20 protein-coding genes are annotated in these 26,875 nt (G+C 33.5%); 19 read left to right on the forward strand and 1 reads right to left on the reverse strand.

Annotation, left to right across the window (positions count from 1 at the left end; all coding sequences use genetic code 11):
- Positions 1-65: 65 nt before the first annotated feature.
- From AC1RPK_RS01950 to lepA, 19 genes are all read left to right on the forward strand, one after another.
- Entirely contained in the window at positions 66-833 is a 768-nt protein-coding gene (locus AC1RPK_RS01950; RefSeq protein WP_481761385.1) for an isoprenyl transferase, read from the forward strand.
- A gap of 10 nt (positions 834-843) precedes the next feature.
- Entirely contained in the window at positions 844-1,638 is a 795-nt protein-coding gene (locus AC1RPK_RS01955) for a phosphatidate cytidylyltransferase (protein ID WP_409022448.1), read from the forward strand.
- Between the two features lie 23 nt (positions 1,639-1,661).
- On the forward strand, positions 1,662-2,933 hold the full coding sequence (gene rseP / locus AC1RPK_RS01960) for an RIP metalloprotease RseP (protein ID WP_481761384.1): 1,272 nt from the start codon (positions 1,662-1,664) through the stop codon (positions 2,931-2,933).
- A 23-nt stretch (positions 2,934-2,956) separates the two neighbouring features.
- The gene (locus AC1RPK_RS01965; protein ID WP_481761383.1) at positions 2,957-4,672 is read left to right on the forward strand and encodes a proline--tRNA ligase; all 1,716 of its coding nucleotides are present in this window, start codon (positions 2,957-2,959) and stop codon (positions 4,670-4,672) included.
- A gap of 72 nt (positions 4,673-4,744) precedes the next feature.
- Positions 4,745-9,088 carry a PolC-type DNA polymerase III gene (locus AC1RPK_RS01970; RefSeq protein WP_481761382.1) on the forward strand — a complete coding sequence of 1,448 codons (4,344 nt, stop codon included), beginning with the start codon at positions 4,745-4,747 and terminating at the stop codon, positions 9,086-9,088.
- Between the two features lie 131 nt (positions 9,089-9,219).
- Positions 9,220-9,693 carry a ribosome maturation factor RimP gene (gene rimP, locus AC1RPK_RS01975; RefSeq protein WP_409022452.1) on the forward strand — a complete coding sequence of 158 codons (474 nt, stop codon included), beginning with the start codon at positions 9,220-9,222 and terminating at the stop codon, positions 9,691-9,693.
- A gap of 29 nt (positions 9,694-9,722) precedes the next feature.
- Positions 9,723-10,799, forward strand: coding sequence for a transcription termination factor NusA (gene nusA, locus AC1RPK_RS01980; RefSeq protein ID WP_409022453.1), 1,077 nt, complete (start codon positions 9,723-9,725; stop codon positions 10,797-10,799).
- Between the two features lie 43 nt (positions 10,800-10,842).
- Complete coding sequence (gene rnpM, locus AC1RPK_RS01985; protein ID WP_409022454.1) at positions 10,843-11,142, forward strand: RNase P modulator RnpM; 300 nt, start codon at positions 10,843-10,845, stop codon at positions 11,140-11,142.
- The gene (locus tag AC1RPK_RS01990; RefSeq protein WP_409022455.1) at positions 11,132-11,437 is read left to right on the forward strand and encodes a L7Ae/L30e/S12e/Gadd45 family ribosomal protein; all 306 of its coding nucleotides are present in this window, start codon (positions 11,132-11,134) and stop codon (positions 11,435-11,437) included. The genes rnpM and AC1RPK_RS01990 overlap by 11 nt, the downstream gene beginning before the upstream one ends.
- A gap of 15 nt (positions 11,438-11,452) precedes the next feature.
- Positions 11,453-13,780: a translation initiation factor IF-2 gene (gene infB, locus AC1RPK_RS01995; protein ID WP_481761381.1), complete on the forward strand. Its 2,328-nt coding sequence runs from the start codon at positions 11,453-11,455 to the stop codon at positions 13,778-13,780.
- A gap of 27 nt (positions 13,781-13,807) precedes the next feature.
- Positions 13,808-14,161, forward strand: coding sequence for a 30S ribosome-binding factor RbfA (gene rbfA / locus AC1RPK_RS02000; RefSeq protein ID WP_409022457.1), 354 nt, complete (start codon positions 13,808-13,810; stop codon positions 14,159-14,161).
- 342 nt (positions 14,162-14,503) lie between these two features.
- Positions 14,504-15,910, forward strand: a complete 1,407-nt coding sequence (locus tag AC1RPK_RS02005) for a tetratricopeptide repeat protein (RefSeq protein ID WP_481761380.1) — start codon at positions 14,504-14,506, stop codon at positions 15,908-15,910.
- A gap of 157 nt (positions 15,911-16,067) precedes the next feature.
- On the forward strand, positions 16,068-16,973 hold the full coding sequence (gene truB / locus AC1RPK_RS02010; RefSeq protein ID WP_481761379.1) for a tRNA pseudouridine(55) synthase TruB: 906 nt from the start codon (positions 16,068-16,070) through the stop codon (positions 16,971-16,973).
- A gap of 16 nt (positions 16,974-16,989) precedes the next feature.
- The gene (ribF, locus tag AC1RPK_RS02015; RefSeq protein ID WP_481761378.1) at positions 16,990-17,934 is read left to right on the forward strand and encodes a riboflavin biosynthesis protein RibF; all 945 of its coding nucleotides are present in this window, start codon (positions 16,990-16,992) and stop codon (positions 17,932-17,934) included.
- A gap of 154 nt (positions 17,935-18,088) precedes the next feature.
- Positions 18,089-19,132 carry a heat-inducible transcriptional repressor HrcA gene (hrcA, locus tag AC1RPK_RS02020; protein WP_409022460.1) on the forward strand — a complete coding sequence of 348 codons (1,044 nt, stop codon included), beginning with the start codon at positions 18,089-18,091 and terminating at the stop codon, positions 19,130-19,132.
- 17 nt (positions 19,133-19,149) lie between these two features.
- A complete protein-coding gene (gene grpE, locus AC1RPK_RS02025; RefSeq protein ID WP_481761377.1) occupies positions 19,150-19,746 on the forward strand; it encodes a nucleotide exchange factor GrpE in 597 nt (198 codons plus the stop codon).
- A 25-nt stretch (positions 19,747-19,771) separates the two neighbouring features.
- Positions 19,772-21,607: a molecular chaperone DnaK gene (gene dnaK, locus AC1RPK_RS02030; RefSeq protein WP_481761376.1), complete on the forward strand. Its 1,836-nt coding sequence runs from the start codon at positions 19,772-19,774 to the stop codon at positions 21,605-21,607.
- A 125-nt stretch (positions 21,608-21,732) separates the two neighbouring features.
- Positions 21,733-22,872, forward strand: coding sequence for a molecular chaperone DnaJ (gene dnaJ, locus AC1RPK_RS02035; protein ID WP_481761375.1), 1,140 nt, complete (start codon positions 21,733-21,735; stop codon positions 22,870-22,872).
- A gap of 122 nt (positions 22,873-22,994) precedes the next feature.
- Positions 22,995-24,836: a translation elongation factor 4 gene (lepA, locus tag AC1RPK_RS02040; RefSeq protein WP_481761374.1), complete on the forward strand. Its 1,842-nt coding sequence runs from the start codon at positions 22,995-22,997 to the stop codon at positions 24,834-24,836.
- Positions 24,837-24,875: 39 nt separating this feature from the next.
- Here lepA and AC1RPK_RS02045 read toward each other — a convergent pair whose 3' ends face one another.
- Positions 24,876-26,858 carry a cation:proton antiporter gene (locus AC1RPK_RS02045; RefSeq protein ID WP_481761373.1) on the reverse strand — a complete coding sequence of 661 codons (1,983 nt, stop codon included), beginning with the start codon at positions 26,856-26,858 and terminating at the stop codon, positions 24,876-24,878.
- Positions 26,859-26,875 lie beyond the last annotated feature (17 nt).

Genomic DNA, 26,875 nt, shown 5'->3' on the forward strand with positions numbered 1-26,875 from the left:
CAGGCGTCGTTTTGTGCCTGTTTTTTTGCTACAATAGAACATGTAACTATTCTTGGAGGTACAATATGGCTTTTAATTTTAAAAAAAATAAAACAAATGAATTAATCCAATTGGATATGGAAAGAATTCCTAAACATGTTGCTGTTATAATGGATGGTAATGGACGTTGGGCAAAAAAAAGGCATTTACCTAGAATTGCGGGACATAAAACCGGTATGGATACTGTAAAAACAGTAACTATGGCTGCAAGTGATTTAGGGATTAAAGTTTTAACACTTTACGCATTTTCTACTGAAAATTGGAAACGGCCCGAAACAGAAGTTAATTACCTGATGAGTTTACCGGGTACTTTTTTTGATAAGTTTGTACCAGAATTAATTGAAAAGAATGTAAAAGTTAATGTTATGGGCTACATTGATCAGCTTCCAAATGAAACAAAATTAGCTGTTCAAAATGCAGTGGAAGATACTAAAGATAATACAGGGATGGTTCTTAATTTTGCATTAAATTATGGTGGGCGAGCAGAGATTGTGACGGCTATCAAAAATATTGCAACTGATACCTCTAATGGTAAACTAAGCGTTGAAGAGATAACAGATAAAACAATTGACCAGTATTTAATGACTAGTAATTTAGCACCTTATAATGATCCGGAATTACTAATCAGAACTAGTGGTGAAGAAAGAATATCTAATTTCTTATTATGGCAAATTGCTTATAGTGAATTAGTGTTTACTGATACATTATGGCCTGATTTTTCTGAAGATGCATTAAAAGATGCAATACTAAATTATCAAAAAAGAGACCGCCGTTTCGGTGGTATAAAAGAATAGGAGAATTTTTATGAGACAGCGCGTAATTACGGCAATTGTGGCTCTCTGTATTTTCATACCATTGGTTATTATTGGTGGACTACCATTGCAGATATTTGCTTTAATTTTAGGATGCATTGGTATTTCGGAAGTATTTGTAATGAAGAAAAAATTATTGATATCACCAGAGGCTACTTTTGGTATCTTAATGACAATAACTGTGATTGCACCAGATAAGTGGTTTAAATTTTTACCAGCTCACATTTCTTCTGTAAATGTATTTTATTTTCTTGTTGCACTTCTATTAATGTATATGGTTACTTCAAAAAATCGTTTTTCATTTGATGATGCTGGTGTTTTTGTCTTAAGTTCTTTATATGTCGGGATGGGATTTCATTATTTTATTGCGGCAAGAGGCAACGATTTTAACGGATTAATGACATTAGCATATATTTTAATTGTTATCTGGACAACAGATACAGGTGCTTACATGTTTGGACGTAAGTTTGGTAAAAATAAATTAGCACCACATATTAGTCCAAATAAAACATGGGAAGGTTCAATTGGTGGAACATTAATGGCTACACTGTTAGGAAGTATCTTTATTTACTTCTTCCCACAAAATCATTCTTTTCCTATAATGATTTTGATTACGTTAATCCTTTCGGTATTTGGACAATGCGGTGATTTAGTTGAGTCCGCGTTTAAACGTTTCTATGGTGTAAAAGATTCTGGACGTATTCTACCTGGACATGGTGGTATTTTAGATCGATTTGATAGTTTAATATTTGTATGGCCAATTATGCATTTATTTGGGTTAATGTAATAAATTAAAGGGGGAGGATTCACATGATTAAAACGATTATTACATTTATTATCGTTTTTGGAATTTTAGTTGTGATTCATGAATTTGGTCATTACTATTTTGCAAAACGTGCTGGAATTTTAGTTCGTGAATTTTCAATTGGTATGGGGCCAAAAATACTTTCATTCCATAGAGGTAGTACAACGTACACTTTAAGAATATTACCTCTTGGTGGATATGTTAGAATGGCGGGAATCGCTGATGATGAAGATGAAGATTTAAAACCTGGTATGCCTATGAGTTTAATACTGGATAGTAATAATAAGGTTACAAAGATTAATACGAGTAAAAAAACAACGCTGTATAATGGTATCCCAATCGAATACCTAGATAGTGATTTGCAAAAAGAACTCTGGATTACAGGATATGAAAATGGTAATGAAGAGATAGTAAAAAAATATAATGTTGATCATGATGCGTTAATAATTGAAAAAGATGGCACAGAAATTCAAATCGCTCCTGAAGATGTTCAATTTCAATCAGCTACGCTTTGGAATCGAATTTTAACGAATTTTGCTGGACCGATGAATAACTTTTTATTAGCTATTGTTGCATTTATACTACTTGCTTTTATGCAAGGTGGCGTTGCAACCAATTTGAATCAAATTGGTACAATTCAAGAGAATTCTGCGGCTCAAAGGGCGGGGTTAAAAGCAAATGATAAAATTGTAGCTGTATCTGATAAAAAGACAACAAACTGGACTGAATTAACGACAGCGATTAGCAGTCGTCCTGATAAAAAAACTGACTTAAAAGTAATAAGGAACGGTAAAACAGAATCAATCGTTATTACACCTGAATCAAGTAAAACAGACTCAACAAAGATCGGTAAAATTGGTATTACAGTTAAAATGGATCACTCATTTATCAATAAAATTACTTATGGGTTTACGCAATCATGGAGTGTCGTGGCTAGTATTGTGGCTGTATTAGTAGGGATGTTTACTAAAGGTGTCAGCTTAAATGATTTTGGTGGTCCGGTTGCAATTTATGCAGTGACTTCAAATGCAGCAAGTTATGGGTTGGCGAGTGTTGTGTCATTGCTTGCATTCTTATCAATTAACTTAGGAATTGTGAATTTATTACCAATTCCAGCTTTAGATGGTGGAAAATTAGTACTAAATATTATCGAAGGAATTCGTGGCAAACCAATTTCACCTGAAAAAGAAGGTGTTATTACATTAGTTGGATTTGCATTTTTAATGATATTGATGATATTAGTCACATGGAATGATATTCAGCGTTATTTCTTTTAAATGAAAAAGGAGAATAAAATAGTATGAAACAATCACAATTATTAATACCAACAATGAAGGAAGTTCCAAGCGATGCTGAGGTTATCAGTCATCAAATGATGTTACGAGCTGGATATATTCGACAAGTTTCAGCCGGAATGTACAGTTATTTACCATTAGCTTTCTCCGTTATTAGAAAAATTGAAACAATTATTCGCGAAGAAATGGAAGCAATTGGAGCGGTTGAAATGCTTGTACCTGCCGTTATTCCTGCTGAATTATGGGAAGAAACAGGTCGTTATGAAACCTATGGTGATACACTTTTTAAATTAAAAGATCGACATGATAGAAAATTTATTTTAGGACCAACTCATGAAGAAACATTTACTTCTTTAATTCGTGATGAAATCAAATCATATAAAAAATTACCACTGACAATGTTCCAAATACAACAAAAATATCGTGATGAAAATAGACCTCGTTTTGGTATATTAAGAGGCCGTGAATTTTTAATGAAAGATGCTTATTCATTCCATGCGGATGAAGAAAGTTTAAATGATACTTATCAAAAAATGAATCGTGCATATCAAAATATTTTTGAACGCTGTGGTCTTAATTTTAGAAGTATTATTGGTGATGCAGGTGCAATGGGCGGTAATGATTCAAAAGAATTTATGGCAATTTCTGATATTGGTGAAGATACAATCGTTTATTCTGATAAGAGCGATTATGCAGCTAATTTAGAAATGGCAAAAAGTTTGAAAACATATAAGAATTCACATGAAGCGATTAAAGATATTGAAAAAATTGAAACACCAAATATTAAAACAATTGATGAGTTGGCTAAATTTATTGATACAGCAAGTGAAAATTTAATAAAATCATTATTATTTATGGCTGATGAAAAACCAGTGATGGTTTTAATGCGCGGAAATGATATTTTGAATGAAATTAAATTAAAAAACACATTAGGCGCTGATTTTTTACGTATGGCAACTGATTCAGATGTTACTGAAGTGTTGGGTGCAGAGTTTGGTTCACTTGGACCTGTTGGTGTTACAGAAGACGTAACAATTGTTGCCGACGAAGGAATTAAGGGAATGATAAATGCGGTCGTTGGTGCAAATACGACTGGTTCTCATTTATTTAACGCAAATATTGATCGTGATTACCGAGTAGATAAATTTGTAGATTTACGTTTGGCTCAAGAAGGTGAAACTTCACCTGAAGGGGAAGGCGAATTGAAATTTACTAAGGGGATTGAAATTGGTCATATCTTCAAAATTGGAACACGATATTCTGAGGCATTGGGCGCTAATATCTTAGATGATAATGGCCGCGAAAAACCTGTGATATTAGGTTGTTATGGAATCGGCGTTAGTCGTTTACTTGCAGCCATTGCAGAGCAACAAGCTGATGAAAATGGTTTAGTATGGCCTAGAAGTATTGCACCATACGATGTTCATGTAATTCCAATTAATGCTAAAAATGATGAACAAATGGCTCTAGCTAATGAAATTGACAAAAAAATGACTGAAAATGGTTACAAAGTATTGCTTGATGATCGTAAAGAACGTGCAGGTGTTAAATTTGCTGATTCAGATTTAATTGGATTACCTGTTCGAATTACAGTTGGTAAGAAAGCTGCTGATGGTATCGTTGAAGTGAAGTTACGTAGAAATGGTGAAACGATTGAAGTAACGAAAGACGAATTAGAGAGCTCTATCTCAATTTTATTAAAAGAAGAAAATCAAAACTAGTTAAAGAAGATTGAGTTCAAAAGAAAATTTTGACTCAGTCTCTTTTTCATTTTTAGAAAAGGAGTCAATCATTTGTCGCTTAATAATAAAGAATTATTCAATAAACTATTAGAACAAATTAATTTTCAATCAAGTGACCAACAAGATAGTGAAATATTGGATTTAATTGAAATTTCAACCGTAACTGTTCATGAAAAGTCAAAACTATGGGAATTCAAGCTAGTTGCCCCTAAAATTTTGCCATTTTCATTATTTAGTGACTTAGAAAATAAAATTGCAATTACATTTAAAGATATTGCAAAAACAAAAATAACTGTTCAAGTTGAGCAACCAGAATTAACAAACCAACTTTTAGGCGATTATTGGACATGGGCAGTTAAAAATAGTGAAGCTAATTCTTCGCTAGTACAAGAACTTTTTCATGGGAACGTCCCTTATCTTGATGATAGACGAGTGATGTTAATGGCTGAAAATGAAATTGTAAAAACGTTCTTAACAGGTCAAGCATTAGGACCAATTGAAACTGCGTATCAAATGGTCGGATTTCCACAGATAAATATTAATACATTATTAGATGAATCAAAATCACAAGAAAAAATAGAAGAAATTAGACAGCGAAAAGAATCTCAAGATGCCATAATGATGCAGAAGGCAACAGAAACTATTCAGAAACAAAATGAAAAGAAAAAGACTGATTCTCAAACTGTAATTAATGGACCTGTTCAAATGGGTAAAAAGATTAGTACAAAAGAGCCTGCAAAACGGATGGTTGAAATCATTGAAGAGGAACGCTCGGTTATTATTGAGGGATATATTTTCTCTAAGGAAATCCGGACGCTTAAGTCTGAAAGACAATTAATGATCATTAAAATGACGGATTATAGTTCATCCATGACCGTAAAAAAATTCTCTCGTAATGAAGAAGACGAAGCGATGTTTGCTGCTATTCAAGAAAAAGAATGGGTCAGAGTTCGTGGTGCAGTACAAGAAGATAATTTTATGCGAGATCTAGTGGTGAATGCTTACGATATTAATCAAGTCGACCACCCAAGCCGTCAAGAAACAGCTCCAGATGATGAACGACGTGTTGAATTACATTTACACTCAAATATGAGTCAAATGGATGCCACAAATTCAATTACGGATTATGTACAGCAAGCCAGTAAATGGGGACAAAAAGCAATTGCGATTACGGATCATTCTACCTTACAAAGTTTTCCTGAGGCTCATTCTGCTGGAAAGAAAAATAATATTAAAATTTTGTACGGTGTTGAGGCTAACGTTGTTGATGATGGTATTCCAATTGCTTTTAATGATAAGGATGTAAATCTAGAAGAAGCCACTTATGTTACTTTTGATACGGAAACAACGGGTTTATCTGCTCGATTTGATAAAGTTATTGAATTAGCTGCTGTTAAAATGACAAAGGGAAATGTCATTGAAGAATTTGATGAATTTATTGATCCAGGACATCATTTATCTGAAACAACAACTAATTTAACCTCAATTACGGATGAAATGGTTCATGGATCAAAATCTGAAGAAGAAGTTTTTAAATTATTTAGAGAATTTTCAGAAGGTAGTATTCTAGTTGCCCATAATGCTAGTTTTGATATTGGCTTTATGAATACTGGATATGAACGTCATGGCATGGAACCTATGCAAAATCCAATCATTGATACGTTAACGTTAGCAAGATTTTTACATCCCGAATTAAAAGGGTTTAGATTAAATACACTTTCCAAAAAATTCAATGTTAACTTGGAACATCATCATCGCGCTATTTATGATGCTGAGACAACTGGTCTTTTGTGTAATATCTTTATTAAAGATGCTAAGGAACGATTTGAAATAACGTCACATGTTCAATTGAATGATCATATGGGTGAGCATGATGCTTACAAACAAGCACGTCCATTCCATGTTACGTTACTTGCGACAACTCAAGCCGGACTTAAAAATATGTTTAAATTAGTTTCAACTTCGATGATAGATTATTTTTATCGGATGCCCCGCATCCCTCGAAGTGAGTTAAATAAATATCGTGAAGGTATTATCGTTGGTTCAGCGTGTGACTCAGGTGAAGTATTTACAGCAATGATGCAAAAAGGGATGGAAGAGGCTAAAGAAAAGGCTAAGTTTTATGATTACTTAGAAATTCAGCCTAAAGCATTATATGAACCTCTAATCCATCAAGAATTAATTAAGGATAATCAAAATTTAGAGGAAATTTTACAAAATATGGTTGATTTAGGACACGAAATGGATAAGCCGGTTGTTGCGACTGGAGATGTTCATTATATGAACCCTGAAGATAGTATTTATCGTAAAATTCTTGTTAATTCAATGGGTGGTGCTAATCCGTTAAATCGTTCTATTTTACCTGATGCACATTTTAGAACAACGAATGAAATGTTGGAAGGATTCCAATTTTTAGGTGCGGATGTTGCTAAAGAAATCGTTGTTACAAATACGAATTTAATCGCTAATATGATTGATGATGACATTTCTCCAGTTAAAGATCGATTATATGCACCGAAAATTGATGGCTCTGAAGAAGAAATTAAACAATTAACCTATAATCGCGCTCATGAACTTTATGGAGAAGAGTTACCTGAAACTGTGGTTAAACGTCTTGATAAAGAATTGACAAGTATCATTGATAATGAATTTTCAGTTATTTATTTAATTTCACAAAAATTAGTTCATAAATCTAACAAAGATGGTTATTTAGTAGGGTCCCGTGGATCTGTTGGGTCAAGTCTTGTTGCAACAATGACTGGAATAACAGAAATTAATCCATTACCACCTCATTATCGATGCCCTAAATGTAAATATACACATTTTTATGAAAAAGGTGAATATGGGTCTGGATTTGATTTACCAGACCAAGACTGTCCCAAATGTGGTACACCATTAGATAAAGATGGACATGATATTCCATTTGAAACTTTTCTTGGATTTTATGGTGATAAAGTTCCTGATATTGATTTGAATTTTTCGGGTGATTATCAAGCAATTGCGCATAATTATACGAAAGTTTTATTTGGGGAAGATTATGTTTTCCGTGCAGGAACAATTGGTACTGTTGCAGATAAAACGGCTTATGGTTATGTTAAGGGTTATGAACGTGATACTGGAGCAACGTTTAGAAATGCGGAGATAGATCGACTTGCTAAGGGGTCAACTGGCGTTAAACGGACGACCGGTCAACATCCTGGTGGTATCTTAGTTGTCCCTAACTATATGGATGTTTATGATTTTTCACCTATCCAGTATCCAGCAGATGACTCAACTTCCGAATGGAAAACAACCCATTTTGATTTCCATTCTATCCACGATAATATCTTGAAATTAGATATTTTGGGTCATGATGATCCAACCATGATTAGAATGTTACAAGATTTATCAGGAGTTGACCCAAAAACAATCCCTACGGATGATAAGGGCGTTATGCAAATATTCCAAGGGCCTGAAGTACTTGGTGTTACTAGCGACGAAATTTTCTCAAAAACAGGTACATTAGGTATTCCGGAATTCGGAACGAGATTTGTTCGAGGGATGCTAGAAGAAACAAAACCTAAAACATTTGCTGAACTATTAAAAATTTCTGGTCTATCACATGGTACAGATGTGTGGTTGGGAAACGCTGAAGAACTTATTTCTAATGGAACAATCACGATGCCGGAAGTTATTGGCTGTCGTGATGATATCATGATGGGGCTTATTCATATGGGTATGGAAGCTGGTAGCGCTTTTAATATTATGGAAGGTGTTCGAAAAGGAAAAGGTATCTCAGATGATTATCAAACTGAGATGAAAGCAGCAAAAATTCCAGATTGGTATATCGGAGCATGTTTAAAAATCAAGTATATGTTCCCTAAGGCACATGCTGCTGCGTATATTTTGATGGCCTTACGAATTGCATACTATAAAGTTTATTTTCCAATGTTATATTACTGTGCTTATTTCAGTGTTAGAGCAGATGATTTTGATTTAGTCGCAATGTCGCATGGTAAAGAAGCAGTGAAAAAAGCAATGAAAGATATTAATGATAAAGGGATGGATGCATCAACAAAAGAGAAAAATTTGTTGACGGTCCTTGAATTAAGCAATGAAATGCTTGAACGTGGCTTCCAATTTGGGATGATTGATTTGGATAAATCAGATGATTCAAATTGGATAATTGATGGTGATAAGTTAATTGCACCATTTAGAGCTGTACCAGGTCTTGGTAATAACGTTGCTAAGCAAATTATTGCTGCTCGTGAGGAACGCCCATTTTTATCTAAAGAAGATTTAGCTAAACGTGGTAAAGTTTCTAAGTCATTAATTGAGTATATGACTGAAAATAATGTTTTAAAAGCATTACCAGATGAAAATCAACTATCTATTTTTGATGATGTCTTTTTCTAAAAAGTGAGAACATAGCAGTTTGTTGATGTTTTCAGAAAATTATGCTATATTAAAGAAAGTATTTTGATATCTTGTTTGAGTGAGCAGCGATGCTCACTCTTTTTATTGGGAAAATGTAAGGAGGGTAACGTGTGAGTACTGTTATAGAGACTGTCACAGAGCTAGTTCAACCAATTGTTGATGAACAGAATATTGAATTGGTGGACATTGAATTTGTTAAAGAAGGCCCAAGTTGGTTTTTAAGAGTTTACATTGATAAACCTGAAGGCATTAAAATTGAAGAGTGTGTTGCTGTTAGTGATATTTTAAGTGAAAAATTAGATGAGATTAATCCTGATCCAATTCCACAAGCTTATTTTTTAGAGGTTTCATCACCTGGTGCTGAAAGACCTTTGAAAAAGGAAAAAGATTATGAAAGAGCTTTGAATGAATACGTTAATATTTCACTATATGAACCTATTAATAACGCTAAAATTTTTCAAGGTACCTTAACGGAATTAACAGCTGATGAATTAACAGTTGTTTATATGGACAAAACGCGTAAGAGAACGATCGTTATTCCTCGTCAAAAAATAGCTAAGGCGCGCTTAGCTATCAAATTTTAAGTAGCTTTTTATAAAGGAGTAAATTAAAGATGAGTAAAGAACTATTAAGTGCACTTACAGTGTTAGAAGAAGAAAAAGGTATTAAAAAAGAAGTTATTATTGATGCCATTGAAGCAGCATTAGTTTCTGCATACAAGCGTCATTACAATCAAGCACAAAATGTTGAAGTAGAGTTTGATTCAAAAAAAGGTAATATTACAGTTTATGCGGTTAAAGAAGTAGTCGAAGAAGTCTTTGATTCACGTCTTGAAGTTAGTTTGCAAGATGCTTTAGAGATTAATAAAGCATATGAAGTTGGCGATTCAATTCGATTTGAAGTTACACCTAAGGATTTTGGACGAATTGCTGCACAAACTGCTAAACAAGTTATCATGCAACGTGTTCGTGAAGCTGAACGTAGTATTGTTTATGATCAATATATTCAATATGAAAATGAAATCGTTAGCGGTGAAGTAGAACGTCATGATAATCGTTATATTTATGTTAATTTAGGTAAAGTGGAAGCTGTTTTAGCTAAGATTGATCAAATTCCTGGTGAAAGTTTTAATCCACATGATCGAATTAAAGTTTATATCACAAAAGTTGAGAATGCTGCTAAAGGCCCTCAAGTTTTTGTTAGTCGTTCACATCCTGACTTGCTAAAACGATTATTTGAACAAGAAGTTCCTGAAATATATGACGGAACAGTTGAAATTGTATCAATTGCTCGTGAAGCAGGTGACCGTGCTAAGGTAGCTGTTCGTTCGAATAATCCAGATATCGATGCTGTTGGTACTTGTGTTGGTCCTAAAGGACAACGTGTACAAACTATTGTTAATGAATTAAAAGGCGAAAATATGGATATTGTTGAATGGAATGAAGATCCTGCAAAATACATTGCTAATGCTTTGAATCCTGCAGAAGTTGTCAATGTTGTCTTTAATCCAGAAAATGATCATGCTTGTACTGTAGTTGTGCCAGATCACCAATTGTCATTAGCAATTGGTAAAAAAGGTCAAAATGCACGATTAGCTGCAAAATTAACAACGTTTAAAATTGATATTAAATCTGAATCTGATATGGTTAACAGTAGTGAAGAAAAAGAAGTTTCTGAAACAAACAAATAAGCCGATTAAAACTGATCGGTAATTGATTTGGAGGCAAATTAAAGTGATTAATCGTAAAATTCCAATGCGTAAAGATATCGTTACGGGTGAAATGAAACCTAAAAAAGAACTTGTTCGTGTTGTTAAGAATAAAGAAAATGAAGTATCTTTAGATCCAACAGGTAAGAAACCAGGGCGTGGCGCATATATTTTTCTTGATGTAGATGTGGCGAAGCAGGCTCAAAAAGAAAGAACATTCAATAAAGCATTCGGTATTAAGATTGACGAATCATTTTATGAAGAACTTGTCGAATATGTTGACCATCAGGTAGCTAGACGAGAATTATTTAAAGATGAAAAATAGTCAAAAATTCTTACAAATGCTAGGCTTGACCAGACGCGCAGGTATGTTGGTGACTGGTGAAGGACTAGTATTGAATGCTGTCAGGAAGAATAAAGCTAAATTGGTTATTCTTTCTGAAGATTGTGGACAAGCGACTTTAAAAAAAGTAACAGATAAGTGCAACAGCTATAATGTTAAATTATATGTTGGATTTTCAAAAGCCAGTTTAAGTGAGGCCGTTGGACAACAGCGCACAGTGTATGCTATTACCGATAAAGGTTTTAGCAGAAGGATGTGTGACTTAATGGATATATAGAAGGAGCATGCAAATATGGGAAAAAAAAGAATTTATGAATTAGCTAAAGAGCTAGAATTAAATACTAAAGATATTATTGATTTTGCAACGACAAAAGGTTTTGATGTTAAAAATCATATGTCAACTATTGGTGATAATGAAGAACGTCAGATTCGCGATAAATTTAAAAAGGGCGCTGCTAAAGTAGTTGCTGCAAAGAAAATGGTTGAAAAAACTGTATCTAATGCAACACCGAAAAAACCAGTAGCAAAACCTGTTGCAAAGAAACCAGCACAACCTGCTAAAACAACGAATAGTAAACCTGTTGCTCAAAAATCATCGCAGGTAGCTTCAAAACCAGTAGCAAGAACAACTAACGCTGCACCAAAGACAACAAATGAAAAGCCAGCAAATCGTCCTCAAAATAGTACACAATCAAGTGCTAGAACTGCTAATAATGGTAATGCTAATCAGCAAGGACGTTCGAGATTTAATAATAATAACCGTTATGGGAATAATCCTTATAACAAACGTAACAGAAATAAGAAAAACCGTCGTTCAACGACACCAAAACCACCTGTATCACCCAGAAAAGATAAACCATTACCAGAAATCTTATATTACAATGCTGCAACTAATGTTGCTGAAATTGCTAAAAAGATTCATCGTGAACCAGCAGAAATTATTAAAAAATTATTTATGTTAGGCGTAATGGTTAACCAAAATCAAACACTCGATACAGATACAATTGAAATTTTAGCAGCAGAATATGGTATTAAATCAGAAGCTAAAATCGATGTAGATGTTGCTGATATTGATAAAATGTTTGATGCAGAAATTAAAAATGAAGATAATCTTGTTTCAAGACCACCAGTTGTTACAATCATGGGACATGTTGATCATGGTAAGACAACCTTACTTGATAAATTACGTCATACACATGTTACTGATGGTGAAGCTGGTGGTATTACACAACATATTGGTGCTTACCAAGTAAAACATGATAATAAAACAATTACATTCTTAGATACACCTGGACATGCTGCATTTACAAATATGCGTGCTCGTGGTGCCGATATTACTGATATCACTGTTTTAGTTGTTGCTGCTGATGATGGGGTTATGCCTCAAACAATTGAAGCAATTAATCATTCTAAAGCAGCCAATGTACCTATTATTGTTGCTGTTAATAAAATGGATAAGCCCGGTGCTAATCCTGCTCATGTTACAGAACAATTGGCTGAATATGAATTAATTCCTGAAAGTTGGGGTGGTGATACTATTTTCGTTGAAATTTCAGCGAAAACAGGCACAAACCTTGATGAATTATTAGAAATGATTTTACTTGAAGCCGAAGTTCTTGAATTACAAGCAAATCCAAAACAAAAGGGTATTGGATCTGTTATTGAAGCTCGTCTTGATAAAGGCCGTGGAACAGTTGCTTCATTACTTGTTCAACAAGGTACGTTAAAAGTTGGTGATCCAATTGTTGTTGGTAATAGTTTCGGACGTGTCCGTACTATGACAAATGATAAAGGCCGTCAAGTTAATAAAGCTAAACCTGCTACACCAGTAGAAATTACTGGTTTGAATGATGTTCCAGGTGCTGGCGATCGTTTCGTTGTCTTTGATGATGAAAAAACTGCTCGTGCAGCTGGTGAAGAACGTGCTAAACGTGCTTTAACAAAAGAACGTGGAAATGTTACGCATGTAACACTTGATAACTTGTTTGATTCACTTAAAGAAGGCGAATTAAAAGAAGTTGCTGTTATTATTAAAGCAGATGTTCAAGGTTCAGTTGAAGCTCTTGCAGGAAGTTTGAAGAAGATTGATGTTGAAGGTGTTCGAGTTAATATCATTCATCAAGCAGCTGGTGCAATTACTGAAAGTGATGTTACTTTGGCAGAAGCAAGTAATGCTATCATTATAGGATTTAATGTTCGTCCAACACCTCAAGCTAAACTTCAAGCACAATCTGACGAAGTTGATATTCGCTTACATCGTGTTATTTATAACGCAATTGAAGAAATTGAAACGGCTATGAAGGGAATGCTTGAACCAGTCTTTGAAGAAAAAATAACTGGACAAGTTGAAATTCGTGAAACATATAAAGTTACAAAAGTTGGAACAATTGGTGGTGCTTACGTCACTGAAGGTTACATCGAAAGAGATAGCGGCGTTCGTTTAATTCGTGATGGTATTGTTATTTATGAAGGTAAATTAGCAAGCTTGAAACGCTTTAAAGATGACGCTAAAATTGTTAAACAAGGTTTCGAATGTGGTGTCATGATTGAAAAATACAATGACATTAGAGAAGGCGACCAAATTGAAGCCTACGTTATGGAAGAAGTTCCAGTTAAATAATTCATAACAACTATAGGAGGATATAAAATGACACAACATTACCGTGTAGGTCGTTTATCACAAGAAATTCAAAAAGAAGTTAATGATATTCTTTTAAAACGAGTGAGAGATCCTCGAGTTGAAGGTGTCACAATTACGGGAGTTAATGTAACTGGTGATTTACAACAGGCGACAATTTACTATAGTATATTGTCAAATATGGCATCAGATGCACAAAAAACACAACGTGGTTTGGAAAAAGCTTCTGGATTAATTCGTGGTGAACTTGGATCAAGATTATCAATTTATAAAACACCAGAATTGGTTTTTGTAAGAGATGAGTCAGTTCAATATGGTGATAAAATTGATCAATTACTTAAAAAGATAGATTCTGAATATTAAAATAAAAATCCTGATACCGTTTGTTGCTCTATTTAAACTGTTGTTGATGGATAACTTTATGAAGGTCCTAATCCTTAGTGATTAGGCCTTTTTTTCTCCTCATCAATGGAGATATTATCTTATAATATAATCATATCTTTTATTTTTAATAGTAATCAAGTAAAATTAGTTGTAAGTATTGGTATCTCATATCTTTGATTATATGGTGTAGTTGAATACTAATTCATTTGAAGAATTATGAATTTTTCTTATACCACTATTCAACAATCATTAGATAGTGTGGTAATTTCCTTTAAAAAATTAATTTAATTTTCAAAATATATATTAGAAAGAGGTACTAATTTGAATTCAGAGCAATATAAAGAATTATTAACTTCACAGTCAAAAGAAGTATTAATTCGATTACTAACAAAATATACTGAGAATAAATACGAAATAAAGAATGATATATTAGCTGATTTGGGATTTTTGGATGAAGAAGAAGAAATAGAAGATGCAAAGGAACGAATTCGAGAAATTATTTATGAAAATAGGAAACAAGGGTATGTTTCGTGGAGAGGATACGACAATATTAGTGAAGTAGTCGATAATCTGCTCTCTATTTGTGACGTGAGATTTAGTCAAAATTATTTAAAAGCACCTATGTTAATATTATTAGATTTATTAGAACAATTAGTAAAGGTCAGTGAGTATACAGAATTAGGGTTTATGATTGAGCAAGAGAGTATACTTTCTAAAATACGGATTTATGTAGAAAAACTGTCTGTTAAAGATGGGGCAGATGAAAAGAAAAAATTAATTGTTACGAATGTTATTCGATATGCTAAAAAAAATTTTTGGAATGAATGGGCGGTGAGTGATTTTGATTTACTCAGTCTCATTCTTCCTTTGCTAAATACAAAAAATACGGATAAAGTATTGAAAATTGCCGATAAAATTAGTACAAGATTTGATGAATATACACAACAAGATAGGAAAAGTAAATATTTATTATTTAAAATTAAATTGTTCTTCCAAGTAAATAAAATTAAAGAAGCAGAAGAAATTATTAATAATAATTTAGATATTGATGATGTTAGAATGTTTAAAGTTGAGTTAGCTGTTTCAAGAAAAGACTATGAAGTTGCAGAAAAATTAGTACTAAAAAAATTAATTACAGATAATGATAAAAATATTCAATATTTACAACCTTGGTATACTCGACTAGATACTATCTATGAGGAGACAAATCAAGTTCAAAAAAGAATTGAGTATTTAAAACAGGCATTATATAAAGGCAATGATTCCGATTATAAAAAATTAAAAAAGCTTTTAGTTGATAATGGATTTTGGAAAGCTGAATACCCTGATATTCTGAAAAACATTTCTAAAACACTTGATAATTGGCAACTTGCACAGATATTAGCAGATGAAAACGAAGCTACCATTTTGCTACAATTAATTAAAAAAAATCTGAATTTATTTATGAATTATGGAAAATATATTTACCCACTATATCCCAAAGAAGCTAACATGATGTTTGAAAGCATAGTTAAAGATTTAATAGTTAAAGCTAAAAATAGAAAAGACTATCAAAATATTGGCGATTATATTTTACGGTATAATAACTTTGGAGATGAGGAAGTAGCAATATCTCTTTGTGAGGGTTTGAAAAAGAAATATAAAAATCGGCCTGCACTACAAAAAGAAATGGATAACGTTATGGAAAGAATAAAAAATTATGATGTTTATGGGAAGTTTTGTGAATAATAACGTAGCTAAAACTGTTGGTAAATAGGTATTTAGGAATGATGATAGATAGTTATCTCTTAAATAGAAATTTCAATATTTATAAAAATTAGAATCGATATCCCTTGTTTTACTGATTATGATATACTGTTAAAAGTATATTAACGGAGGTAAGACAATGGACGGAATTATTCCACTATTCAAAGAACGTGGTATGACCAGTCATGATTGTGTTTTTAAGTGTCGTGGCATTTTTCAAACCAAAAAAGTTGGTCATTCAGGTACTCTTGATCCAAATGTTGATGGTGTTCTACCGATTTGTATTGGTAAAGCGACAAAAACAGTAAACTATTTGATGAATTCTGGCAAAGTATATGCGGGTGAAATAACACTTGGTTTCTCTACAGAAACTGAAGATTTAGATGGCGAAATAATCGAAGAAAAAGAGATTATAGATCCTTTCACATCGGAAGAAATTGATGATGTTATGAACCAGATGACAGGTACAATGATTCAAATTCCACCAATGTTCTCAGCTGTTAAAGTAAACGGACGTCGCTTATATGATTACGCTCGTAAAGGTGAAACAGTGGAACGTCCAGAAAGACAAATAACGGTGACTTCATTTATTCAAACGAAAGCTACAGAATATGATTTAGAAAATAAAAGACAAAAAATTTATTTTGAAGTTGCATGTGGAAAAGGGACCTATGTTAGGACGCTAGCTGTTGATCTCGGTAAAAAATTAGGTGTACCTGCAGTTATGTCCGACCTGACTAGACTGGAAAGCGGCGGTTTTAGAATTGATAAGGCGTTTACCCTGGACCAATTAAATGAGGCTAAAGTCAATGGGACGTTAGAATCGTTGTTATATCCAATTGATACAGCGCTAACATCATTTAAAAGGTATGAATTAACAACTGAACAGTGGCTTATTGTCCAAAATGGTGGATTTTTAGCAGTTGATTCGTTTAATAATGAGCCAACAGTTTCTCTAGTTTATGAAAATAAAATTAGATGTTTATACAGATTGAATAGTGAAAAAAATCGTTATCAGTCTGAGACAATGTTTGATTTAGGATAAAGGAAGATATTGGAACATGAAAGTTATTTATTTAACTGAACCGTATAACCCTAACGAAATTAGTAATGATTCTATTTCACTTGCTATGGGTTTTTTTGACGGTGTTCATTTAGGACATCAAAAAGTAATACAAGAAGCTAAGCAAAAAGCTAACGAAAAAAATATTAAACTTGCAGTAATGACATTTGATAAGCATCCGTCAGTACAATTTCAAAAAGCACCCGAACAAAGTGTAAAATATTTAACGTCTATGGAAAAAAAAATATTATTAATGAAGCAATTAGGCGTTGATATTTTTTATATTTTAACGCTAAATAATAGTTTAGCAAAAATGGAACCACAAGATTTTGTCGATAAATATATGGTTGCATTGCATGTAAAGGTAGTAGTTGCAGGATTTGATTATACGTATGGTAAAAAAGATATCGCAAATATGGATACACTACCTTTATATGCTAATCAAAAATTTGAAATTATTACTGTGCCTGAATTAGCGACGAATCATCAAAAGATAAGTTCATCTCGAATTAGAATGGAAATTGATAACGGACATATTAGCGATGTTAATAAGTTATTGGGCTATAAATATGAAACACTTGGTAAAGTTGTTCACGGTGAAGCTAGAGGTAGAGAACTTGGCTTTCCAACATTAAATTTAGAATTCAATGAACACATTCGAATTCCGGGACCCGGAATATATGTGACTAGCGTTCAGGTTGGTGATGTCTGGTATCGTGGGATGGCATCTATTGGCTACAACGTAACGTTTGGAAAAAATCGTGAATTAACGGTCGAAATAAATTTATTTGATTTCAACGAGATGATTTATGGCCAAATTGTTACGGTTCAATGGTTAGCATATTTGAGAAGTGAAGTTAAATTTGAAGGTATTCCTGGATTAATTACGCAATTAAATAAAGATAAAAAAAATACTAATACTTATTTTGACCAACACATATAAGTATTGGTTTAATGGCTGACTAAATAGGATATATTTAGTCAGCCATTTTCTTTAAAAAAGTGAGTGCATTCCTTGACAATAATCTCAACATTTAGTATATTAATAGTTGTCTTAGCACTCCATTGTGTTAAGTGCTAAAAAGAGGTGATTGATCATGCTAACAGAAAGACAAATGTTAGTGTTAGAAGCAATTGTCAGAGTATATACAGAGGTTGGTCAACCTGTTGGTTCTAAATCGGTCGTTGATTTTTTACCAATGCATGTAAGTTCAGCAACTATCAGAAATGAAATGGTGACATTGGAAAATAATGGGTTAATTAAAAAAACACATTCTTCTTCTGGTAGAATTCCTTCATTTTTAGGTTATCGATATTATGTTGATCACATTGTTAAACCCGGCGTTGTTCCAGCAGCGGAATTAGCGAATATTCAAAATTCTCTTGGTGTTCATTTTCAAAAGATTGATGAAATATTTGCAGAATCAACTAAGATTCTTTCGGACTTAACAAATTATACAGCGATTTCTTTACGACCTGAAACAATGGAAAGTCGTCTCGAAGGTTTTCGATTAGTACCATTAGGAAATCATCGAATTATGGCTATTCTTGTGATGAGTAGTGGCGTTGTTGAGAATCAGACATTCAGTATTCCTAAATCGATTAACGGATCAGATTTAGAAGCCGTAACAAGGTTGTTGAATGACCAATTAATTGGGTTGTCATTAGCTGAAATTTCTAAGAAGTTAAGAACAAGTATCCCAGTTATGTTGGTTAATTATATGCGTAGGCCAGCTGGTATTTTAGATATTTTTGGTAATATTTTAAAGCAGGCAGCACGTGAACAAGTTTTTGTTGGCGGTAAATCTAATATATTAGATTTTGCTACCGATAGTAACGTGGATGAATTAAAATCATTATATGATTTAGTAGACACATCAAATAACAAGAATATTGGTGAATTAATTGGAATTCAAGGTAAACCTATTCAAATTAAAATTGGTGAGGAATTAACGAACCAATTACTTGATAACTATAGTCTTATATCAGCTAGTTATGATGTTAGTGACCATGGTCAAGGGGTTATCGCATTATTGGGTCCTACAAATATGCCATATTCAAAAATGATTGGTTTATTAGATGCATTTAGTGATGAGCTTGCTAAAAAATTGTTAGATTATTATCAACAATTTGATAAATAAGAAAAGGGGTGTTGTGTGTGGTTAAAGATGCCAAAGAAGATTTAGTTGAAGAAGATGTTACACAAGAGCAACATCAGTCTAGTGAAGCAACTAATCAAAATGAGAAAAAAAGTTCTGTTACTGATAAAGTAAAAGAAAAATTTAGTAAAAAGCCTTCTGATGCAGATAAATTAGTTGAGTTACAAGCTAGTTTAGACACAATGGAAGATAAATATTTACGAGCAGAAGCCGAAATGGCAAATATGAATACACGCTTTAAGAAAGAACAAGAACAACTCTTAAAGTATAGCGGGCAATCATTAGCTAAAGATGTTCTACCAGTTATCGATAATTTGGAACGAGCATTGGCAATTGAGGTTGACACTGAGAGTGGCGAACAACTTAAAAAAGGTATTGAATTAGTTTATAAAGATGCACAAAAAGCATTAACTAATAATGACGTTATAGAAATTGCAACTGATGACGTTACTTTTGATCCAAATGTTCACCAAGCAGTTCAAACAGTTCCAGCTTCTGATGATCAAAAAGCAGATACAATTGTTCAAGTCCTTCAAAAAGGATATAAATTAAAAGATAGAGTGTTACGTCCAGCAATGGTCGTTGTCGCTCAATAATAATATAAGAAGAGGTAGATAAATTATGGCAAAAATTATAGGAATTGATTTAGGAACAACTAACTCAGCTGTTGCTGTGTTAGAAGGTAAAGAAGCAAAAATTATTACAAACCCAGAAGGAAATCGTACAACACCATCTGTTGTTTCATTTAAAGATGGCGAAACTCAAGTTGGTGAAGTTGCTAAACGCCAAGCAATCACAAACCCTGATACTGTTGCATCAATTAAACGTCACATGGGAGAAGAAGGCTACAAAGTAGATATTCAAGGAAAATCATACACACCACAAGAAGTTTCTGCTATGATTTTACAATACATCAAAGAATATTCTGAAGCTTACTTAGGCGAATCAGTAACACAAGCTGTTATTACAGTTCCTGCTTACTTTAACGATTCACAACGTCAAGCTACAAAAGATGCTGGTAAAATTGCCGGTTTAGAAGTTGAACGTATTGTTAACGAACCTACTGCTGCTGCTTTAGCATATGGTCTTGAAAATACTGAAAAAGATGAAAAAATCCTTGTATTCGATTTAGGTGGTGGTACATTTGATGTTTCTATCCTTGAATTAGGTGATGGTGTCTTTGAAGTACTATCAACAAACGGTGATACTAAACTTGGTGGAGATGATTTTGATCAAAAAATCATGGACTGGTTAGTTGAGACCTTCAAAAAAGAAAATGGTATTGACTTATCAAAAGATAAAATGGCAATGCAACGTCTTAAAGATGCTGCTGAAAAAGCTAAAAAAGATGTATCTGGTGTTACTAGTGCACAAATTAGCTTACCATTTATTACAGCCGGTGCTGCTGGACCTTTACATTTAGAAGCAACATTATCACGTGCAAAATTTGATAATCTTACACAAGACTTAGTTGAACGTACACGTATTCCAGTTCAAAATGCTTTAAAAGATGCTGGATTAACAAATGCTGATATTGATCAAGTTATCTTGGTTGGTGGTTCAACACGTATTCCTGCTGTTCAAGCATTAGTTGAAAAAGAAACAGATCACAAACCTAACCAATCAGTTAACCCTGATGAAGCTGTTGCACTTGGTGCTGCAATTCAAGGTGGTGTCATTACTGGTGATGTTAAGGATGTTGTTTTACTTGATGTAACACCACTTTCATTGGGTATTGAAACAATGGGTAGCGTCTTTACTAAGTTAATTGATCGTAATACAACGATCCCAACAAGCAAGTCACAAACGTTCTCAACAGCTGCAGATAACCAACCTGCCGTTGATATCCATGTCTTACAAGGTGAACGTCCAATGGCTACTGATAATAAAACATTAGGCCGTTTCCAATTAAATGATATTCCTGCTGCACCTCGTGGAATCCCTCAAATTGAAGTTAAATTTGATATTGATAAAAATGGTATTGTTAACGTTTCTGCTAAAGATTTAGGCACAAACAAAGAACAAAAAATTACAATCAAGAGTTCAGGTGGTCTTGCAGAAGACGAAATCGAACGCATGGTTAATGAAGCTAAAGAAAACGAAGAAGCAGATAAGGCACGTAAAGAAGAAGTTGATTTGAAGAATGAAGTTGATCAATTATTATTCTCAGTTGATAAAACTTTGGAAGAATTAAAAGGTAAAGTAACTGAAGAAGAAATTAAATCTGCTGAAGATGCTCGTGATGCTTTGAAGAAAGCTCAAGAAGATAACAATGTTGAAGATATGAAAGTTAAGAAAGATGAATTGAATAAAATTGTTCAAGACTTAACTGTTAAATTGTATCAACAAGCACAAGAAGCTCAAGGTGAAGCTGGTGCTGAAGGCACGGCTAAAGACCCTAAAGATGAAACTGTCGATGGTGACTTCGAAGAAGTTAACCCTGAAGATAAGAAGTAATCTTTACTAAATTTTGAGTGTGATAGAAAGTCAAAGGCCTTTGGGACTTTGGCTTTTTATTTCATGTTAGACATGTTATCCTATTTAGAGCAATAAAAACCAAAAAGGTTATTCGGAGGTACGGAATGGCAGAGAACAAAGATCCATATAATGTACTTGGTGTGACTAAAGATTCGTCACCTGAAGAAATAAAAAAAGCGTATCGTAAGTTATCTAAACAATATCATCCGGATATTAATAAGGATGCTGGTGCCGAAGATAAATTTAAAGAAATCACTGAAGCATATGAAACAGTTGGTGATCCACAAAAGAAAGCTGAATACGATCAATATGGTTCAGCTGGGTCTCAAGGTGGTGCTTACCGAGGATTTGGTGGTCAAGGACAACAAGGTGGATTTGGCGGCGGTGGATTTGAAGATATTTTCAGTTCATTTTTCGGCGGTGGTGGTGCTTCCCAAGATCCAACCGCTCCACGAGCAGGTCGTGATTTGCAATACGAGATGACATTGACATTTAATGAAGGTGTTTTTGGTAAAGAATCAACAATTAAATACAATCGTAAAAGTCTATGTGCTACTTGTTCTGGTTCTGGAGCAAAACCTGGAACTTCTCCAATTACATGTCATAAATGTGGTGGTCGAGGTACTATCCAAGTTGAGCGTCGTACGCCACTTGGAAACATGATGACTGAACAAGAATGTGATATTTGTCATGGTACAGGTAAAGAGATTAAAGAAAAATGTGATACATGTCATGGATCAGGCCATATTGATGAAAGACATGAAGTTAAAGTAACTGTTCCTGCTGGTGTTGAAGATGGTCAACAGATGCGTCTTCAAGGACAAGGTGAATCTGGTGAAAATAGTGGACCTTATGGAGATTTATACATTATCTTTAGAGTTCAGGCTAGTGGCACATTTGACCGTGAAGGTCCTGATATTTACATTGATGTTCCAATTAGCTTTGTCCAAGCTGCATTGGGCGACGAAGTAACGGTTCCAACCGTTCATGGAGATGTAAAAATGAAGATTCCCGCTGGAACACAGACTGGAACGACTTTCAGATTACGTGATAAGGGTGCGCCTAAATTACATGGTAAGGGTAATGGTGATCAAGAAGTGACGGTTAATATTGAAACACCTCGTAATCTTAAAAAAGAACAAAAAGATGCTTTGAAAGAATTTGCTACAGCTAGCGGTAAAAACGTTGTTGGCGAAGGTAATTTATTTGATAAGTTAAAAGATCAATTTAAAAATAAGAAATAAAGTTAAAAATAGAATCGTCTTCTAAGATGATTCTATTTTTTTGTATGCGAACTGTAATTGTGTTTAGTAGCGTTGATTGTTATAATCAGAAGAGATAGAAACAAGAAAGTAGGACGCTATTAATGGATTTTGAAGAAATGCAAGATAGACAAAAACATATTCGAAACTTTTCGATTGTAGCACATATTGATCATGGAAAATCCACACTTGCGGATCGTATCCTCGAGATGACTGATACAGTTACTAAACGTGAGATGCAAAATCAATTACTCGATTCGATGGATCTTGAACGAGAACGTGGAATTACAATTAAATTAAATGCGGTTGAATTACATTATCTTGCTAAAGATGGTGAAACATATATCTTTCATTTAATTGATACACCAGGACATGTTGATTTCACTTATGAAGTTTCAAGGAGTTTGGCGGCTTGTGAAGGTGCTGTACTTGTTGTAGACGCTGCTCAAGGTGTTGAGGCACAGACACTCGCAAACGTTTATTTAGCGATTGATGATGATTTGGAGATTTTACCAGTTATTAATAAAATTGACTTACCATCTGCTAATGTTGAAATGGTAAAAAAAGAAATTGAAGATGTTATCGGATTAGATGCCTCTGATGCCGTTCTGGCAAGTGCTAAAAATGGTATTGGTATTGAAGAGATGCTGGAACAGATTGTAACGAAAATTCCTGCACCAAATGGTGATTTAAAAAAACCATTGAAAGCTTTAATTTTTGATTCAATCTATGATAGTTACCGTGGCGTTGTTTTGAGTATTCGGGTGGTTGACGGTGTTGTAAAACCTGGCGACACAATTGAATTAATGAATAGTAAGAAAAAATATGAAGTGACTGAAGTTGGGGTTATGTCACCCAAAGCAGTTAATCGTGATTTTTTAATGGCCGGAGATGTTGGGTATGTTACAGCGGCAATTAAAGATATTCGAGATACACGAGTTGGTGATACAGTAACTTCAGCTGACAATCCAGCAACTGAAGCACTAGATGGTTACCGTGCAATTAATCCTATGGTTTATTGTGGGTTATATCCCGTAGATAATTCAAAATATAATGAATTACGTGAGGCACTTGAAAGATTACAATTAAATGATGCTGCTTTACAATTTGAACCAGAAACGTCACAAGCACTAGGATTTGGGTTCCGTTGTGGATTTTTAGGGTTATTACACATGGATGTTGTCCAAGAGCGGTTAGAACGTGAATCTGGGTTAGATTTGATTACAACGGCACCATCTGTAATTTATCATGTTGATTTAACTGATGGTGAGAAAATAATTGTTTCTAACCCTTCTGAAATGCCAGAACCATCATCAATTAAGCAAATTAACGAACCTTATGTGAAAGCAAGTATTATGGTACCTAATGAATATGTTGGAGCAGTCATGGAACTTTGTCAAAAAAAACGTGGTGTTTTTGAGACGATGGATTACTTAGATGAATTCCGTGTAAATATTATTTATCATATGCCTTTATCAGAAATTATCTTTGATTTCTTTGATAAATTAAAATCTAATACACGTGGATATGCATCCCTGGATTATGAAGAAGAGGGTTACCGTCCAAGTGATTTAATTAAAGTTGATATCTTGTTGAATGGTGAAGCAGTTGATGCATTGAGTTTTATTGTTCATCGTGATTTTTCTTTTGAACGTGGAAAAGGTATCGTCAATAAATTAAGATCATTAATTCCGCGCCAAATGTTTGAAATTCCAGTTCAAGCTGCTGCTGGACAAAAAATTATTGCAAGAACAAATATTAAAGCATACCGTAAGGATGTTACAGCTAAATTGTATGGTGGAGATCGAACACGCCGTATGAAACTTTTGGAAAAACAAAAAGCTGGTAAGAAACGAATGAAACAAGTTGGTAATGTTGAGATTCCACAAGAAGCATTTATGGCAGTCTTGAAAATTGATGAAGATGAAGAATCTAAGAAAAAATAAGTAAAAACGACAACCGGAAAAGTCTGGTTGTCGTTTTTTTTATGATAAGTATGCTTCATTATTTTGCATGTAAACCATCTCATCGTATGAAATTTGTTCTCTTAACAGATTTGCCGTTGCAGGGGTGATTAATTTTTGTTCTAATTGAAGTTGAACAAAATTATATTCTAATTGAAAGGCATTTATAAAAATATTATTTTGTAAGATAAGTTCAGTCTCATTTGAAAACATTCTTCTGTGTCTAACTGATAAAAATTGTCTAACCAGAGTAACGGCCATTGAATTGTCAACAGTGGTAATAGAGGTTAAATAAGTAATTGCTGCCTGATAACTAGATTCCTCCATTAAAATAAAGTCATCTTTTGTATTATTATAATATTTTTTGAAAGTATTTTTTTGATTTTCAGTAACCTGAGATAGCGCTTTTTCGCCTTTCTTAATAGCAAAATGTTTAAATAAATGAAGTGAATAGAATTTCAAGTGTATTATGAGATGTTTAAGTGAAAATCCACGGGTTGATTGATAAGTTGTAGCAAGATACTTTTCGTACCAAGAACCAGTTTTTTCAGAAACCTGACCACTCGATAATAATTCATGCAAAATATTTTCTTCAATTTCTTGTGTTTTTTCTAATAGGTCATAAAAATCACTCTTTTTAGGCCGTTTTAAAAAATTTTGTTGGTTATATAGCGTTTCAATTACTGTTTGTCTTTCTGGACTAGGAATATTTGTGACATTAAGTTGTTCAACAGTGTAAATAACCATCTTAGAACGAATTTCACCAATATTTTCTAAAATAGTAATCTCATTCTTTTTGGTAATTAAGTGCGGTAGTAGGAAAGTAGGAACTAACATGCTAATTAATATAACTAATGCAGCTATAAAAATGATTTCATTTCTCATAGGGAATTCAATTCCTGAAACAGTTACTAATGGTAATGAGTATGCCATGGATAGTGTAATTGTTCCGTGAATTCCACTTAGGGCAAATGTAAAATCGTCTTTTGTTGATAAATTTTTTAATAGGAAGTGGGACCATAGAAAACGCATTAGTGTCATAATAAAGTAAATACCAATACTAATAACAAGTAAAATTAGTGAATTAAATCCTGAGCTTTTTAATAAATCCGAGGTAACAGTAGGCAATGTTAAACCTAGAACTACAAAAACAAACCCATTTAAAGCATCTGTAAGTACTTTCCAAATACTACTTGATATAAATTGTAATTTAGTTGAAGATAACCGTAAACGATCTTTTTGAACACCATGAATTAAACCGGCAGCAACGACTGCTAAAATACCTGAACAACCTAATTCTTCAGATATAAAATAAATTAAAAAAGGAGTTATTATTTCAATTGGAATCATAATTGCTGTATCTTCGATGTGCCAATTTAGTAACGTTAACCTTATTTTAACGAATACTAATCCTAAAAATGCACCAATTAAGAGTCCACCAAAAAATGATGTGCTAAAAGCACTTAGACCTTCGTTCATAGAAAAAGTACCTGAAGAGAAAGCAGTTAATGCTAAACTAAGACCAACAATACCAGATGCATCATTAAACAAGGATTCATTTTCCAATATATTCATCATTGACTCAGGAATCGGTAAATTTTTTGTCACTGAAGATACTGCTACTGTATCTGTGGGTGTGACAATCGCTGCTAACGCAAATGCTAAGGCAAGTGATAAATCAGGTAAGACTGAGTGAACTAAAAACCCAGTGACAATTATTGTTGCACCAACTAAAATGATGGCTAATGAAAGCGTCGTTAAAATATTTCTAGCTAATGCTCTTCTAGATGTATTTTGGGCTTCATTGAAAATAATAGGTGCAACGATTATCATAAAAAATAATTCTGGGTTAAGTTCGAAATGTTGGAAATTTGGTAATAAAGAAAGCGCTAATCCTATACCAATTTGATAAAAAGCTTGTGGAACTTTTGGAAACTTAACAGCAATCACATTTGCGATAACCACGCCACCAAGTAATAATAAGATAGCAGATAGTGAATCCATAATATTGCCTCCAATAA

It is taken from the genome of Dellaglioa sp. CoH-55-MRSF-6 (assembly GCF_056782215.1).

What these genes read in the sequence shown, in the direction of transcription:
- ribF (WP_481761378.1), top strand. Translation starts at nt 16,990, where the DNA reads ATGAAAGTTATTTATTTAACTGAACCGTATAACCCTAACGAAATTAGT.
- infB (WP_481761381.1), top strand. Translation starts at nt 11,453, where the DNA reads ATGGGAAAAAAAAGAATTTATGAATTAGCTAAAGAGCTAGAATTAAAT.
- AC1RPK_RS01965 (WP_481761383.1), top strand. Translation starts at nt 2,957, where the DNA reads ATGAAACAATCACAATTATTAATACCAACAATGAAGGAAGTTCCAAGC.
- lepA (WP_481761374.1), top strand. Translation starts at nt 22,995, where the DNA reads ATGGATTTTGAAGAAATGCAAGATAGACAAAAACATATTCGAAACTTT.
- nusA (WP_409022453.1), top strand. Translation starts at nt 9,723, where the DNA reads ATGAGTAAAGAACTATTAAGTGCACTTACAGTGTTAGAAGAAGAAAAA.
- AC1RPK_RS01950 (WP_481761385.1), top strand. Translation starts at nt 66, where the DNA reads ATGGCTTTTAATTTTAAAAAAAATAAAACAAATGAATTAATCCAATTG.
- hrcA (WP_409022460.1), top strand. Translation starts at nt 18,089, where the DNA reads ATGCTAACAGAAAGACAAATGTTAGTGTTAGAAGCAATTGTCAGAGTA.
- rbfA (WP_409022457.1), top strand. Translation starts at nt 13,808, where the DNA reads ATGACACAACATTACCGTGTAGGTCGTTTATCACAAGAAATTCAAAAA.
- AC1RPK_RS01955 (WP_409022448.1), top strand. Translation starts at nt 844, where the DNA reads ATGAGACAGCGCGTAATTACGGCAATTGTGGCTCTCTGTATTTTCATA.
- AC1RPK_RS02045 (WP_481761373.1), bottom strand. Translation starts at nt 26,858, where the DNA reads ATGGATTCACTATCTGCTATCTTATTATTACTTGGTGGCGTGGTTATC.
- truB (WP_481761379.1), top strand. Translation starts at nt 16,068, where the DNA reads ATGGACGGAATTATTCCACTATTCAAAGAACGTGGTATGACCAGTCAT.
- AC1RPK_RS01990 (WP_409022455.1), top strand. Translation starts at nt 11,132, where the DNA reads ATGAAAAATAGTCAAAAATTCTTACAAATGCTAGGCTTGACCAGACGC.
- dnaK (WP_481761376.1), top strand. Translation starts at nt 19,772, where the DNA reads ATGGCAAAAATTATAGGAATTGATTTAGGAACAACTAACTCAGCTGTT.
- rseP (WP_481761384.1), top strand. Translation starts at nt 1,662, where the DNA reads ATGATTAAAACGATTATTACATTTATTATCGTTTTTGGAATTTTAGTT.
- dnaJ (WP_481761375.1), top strand. Translation starts at nt 21,733, where the DNA reads ATGGCAGAGAACAAAGATCCATATAATGTACTTGGTGTGACTAAAGAT.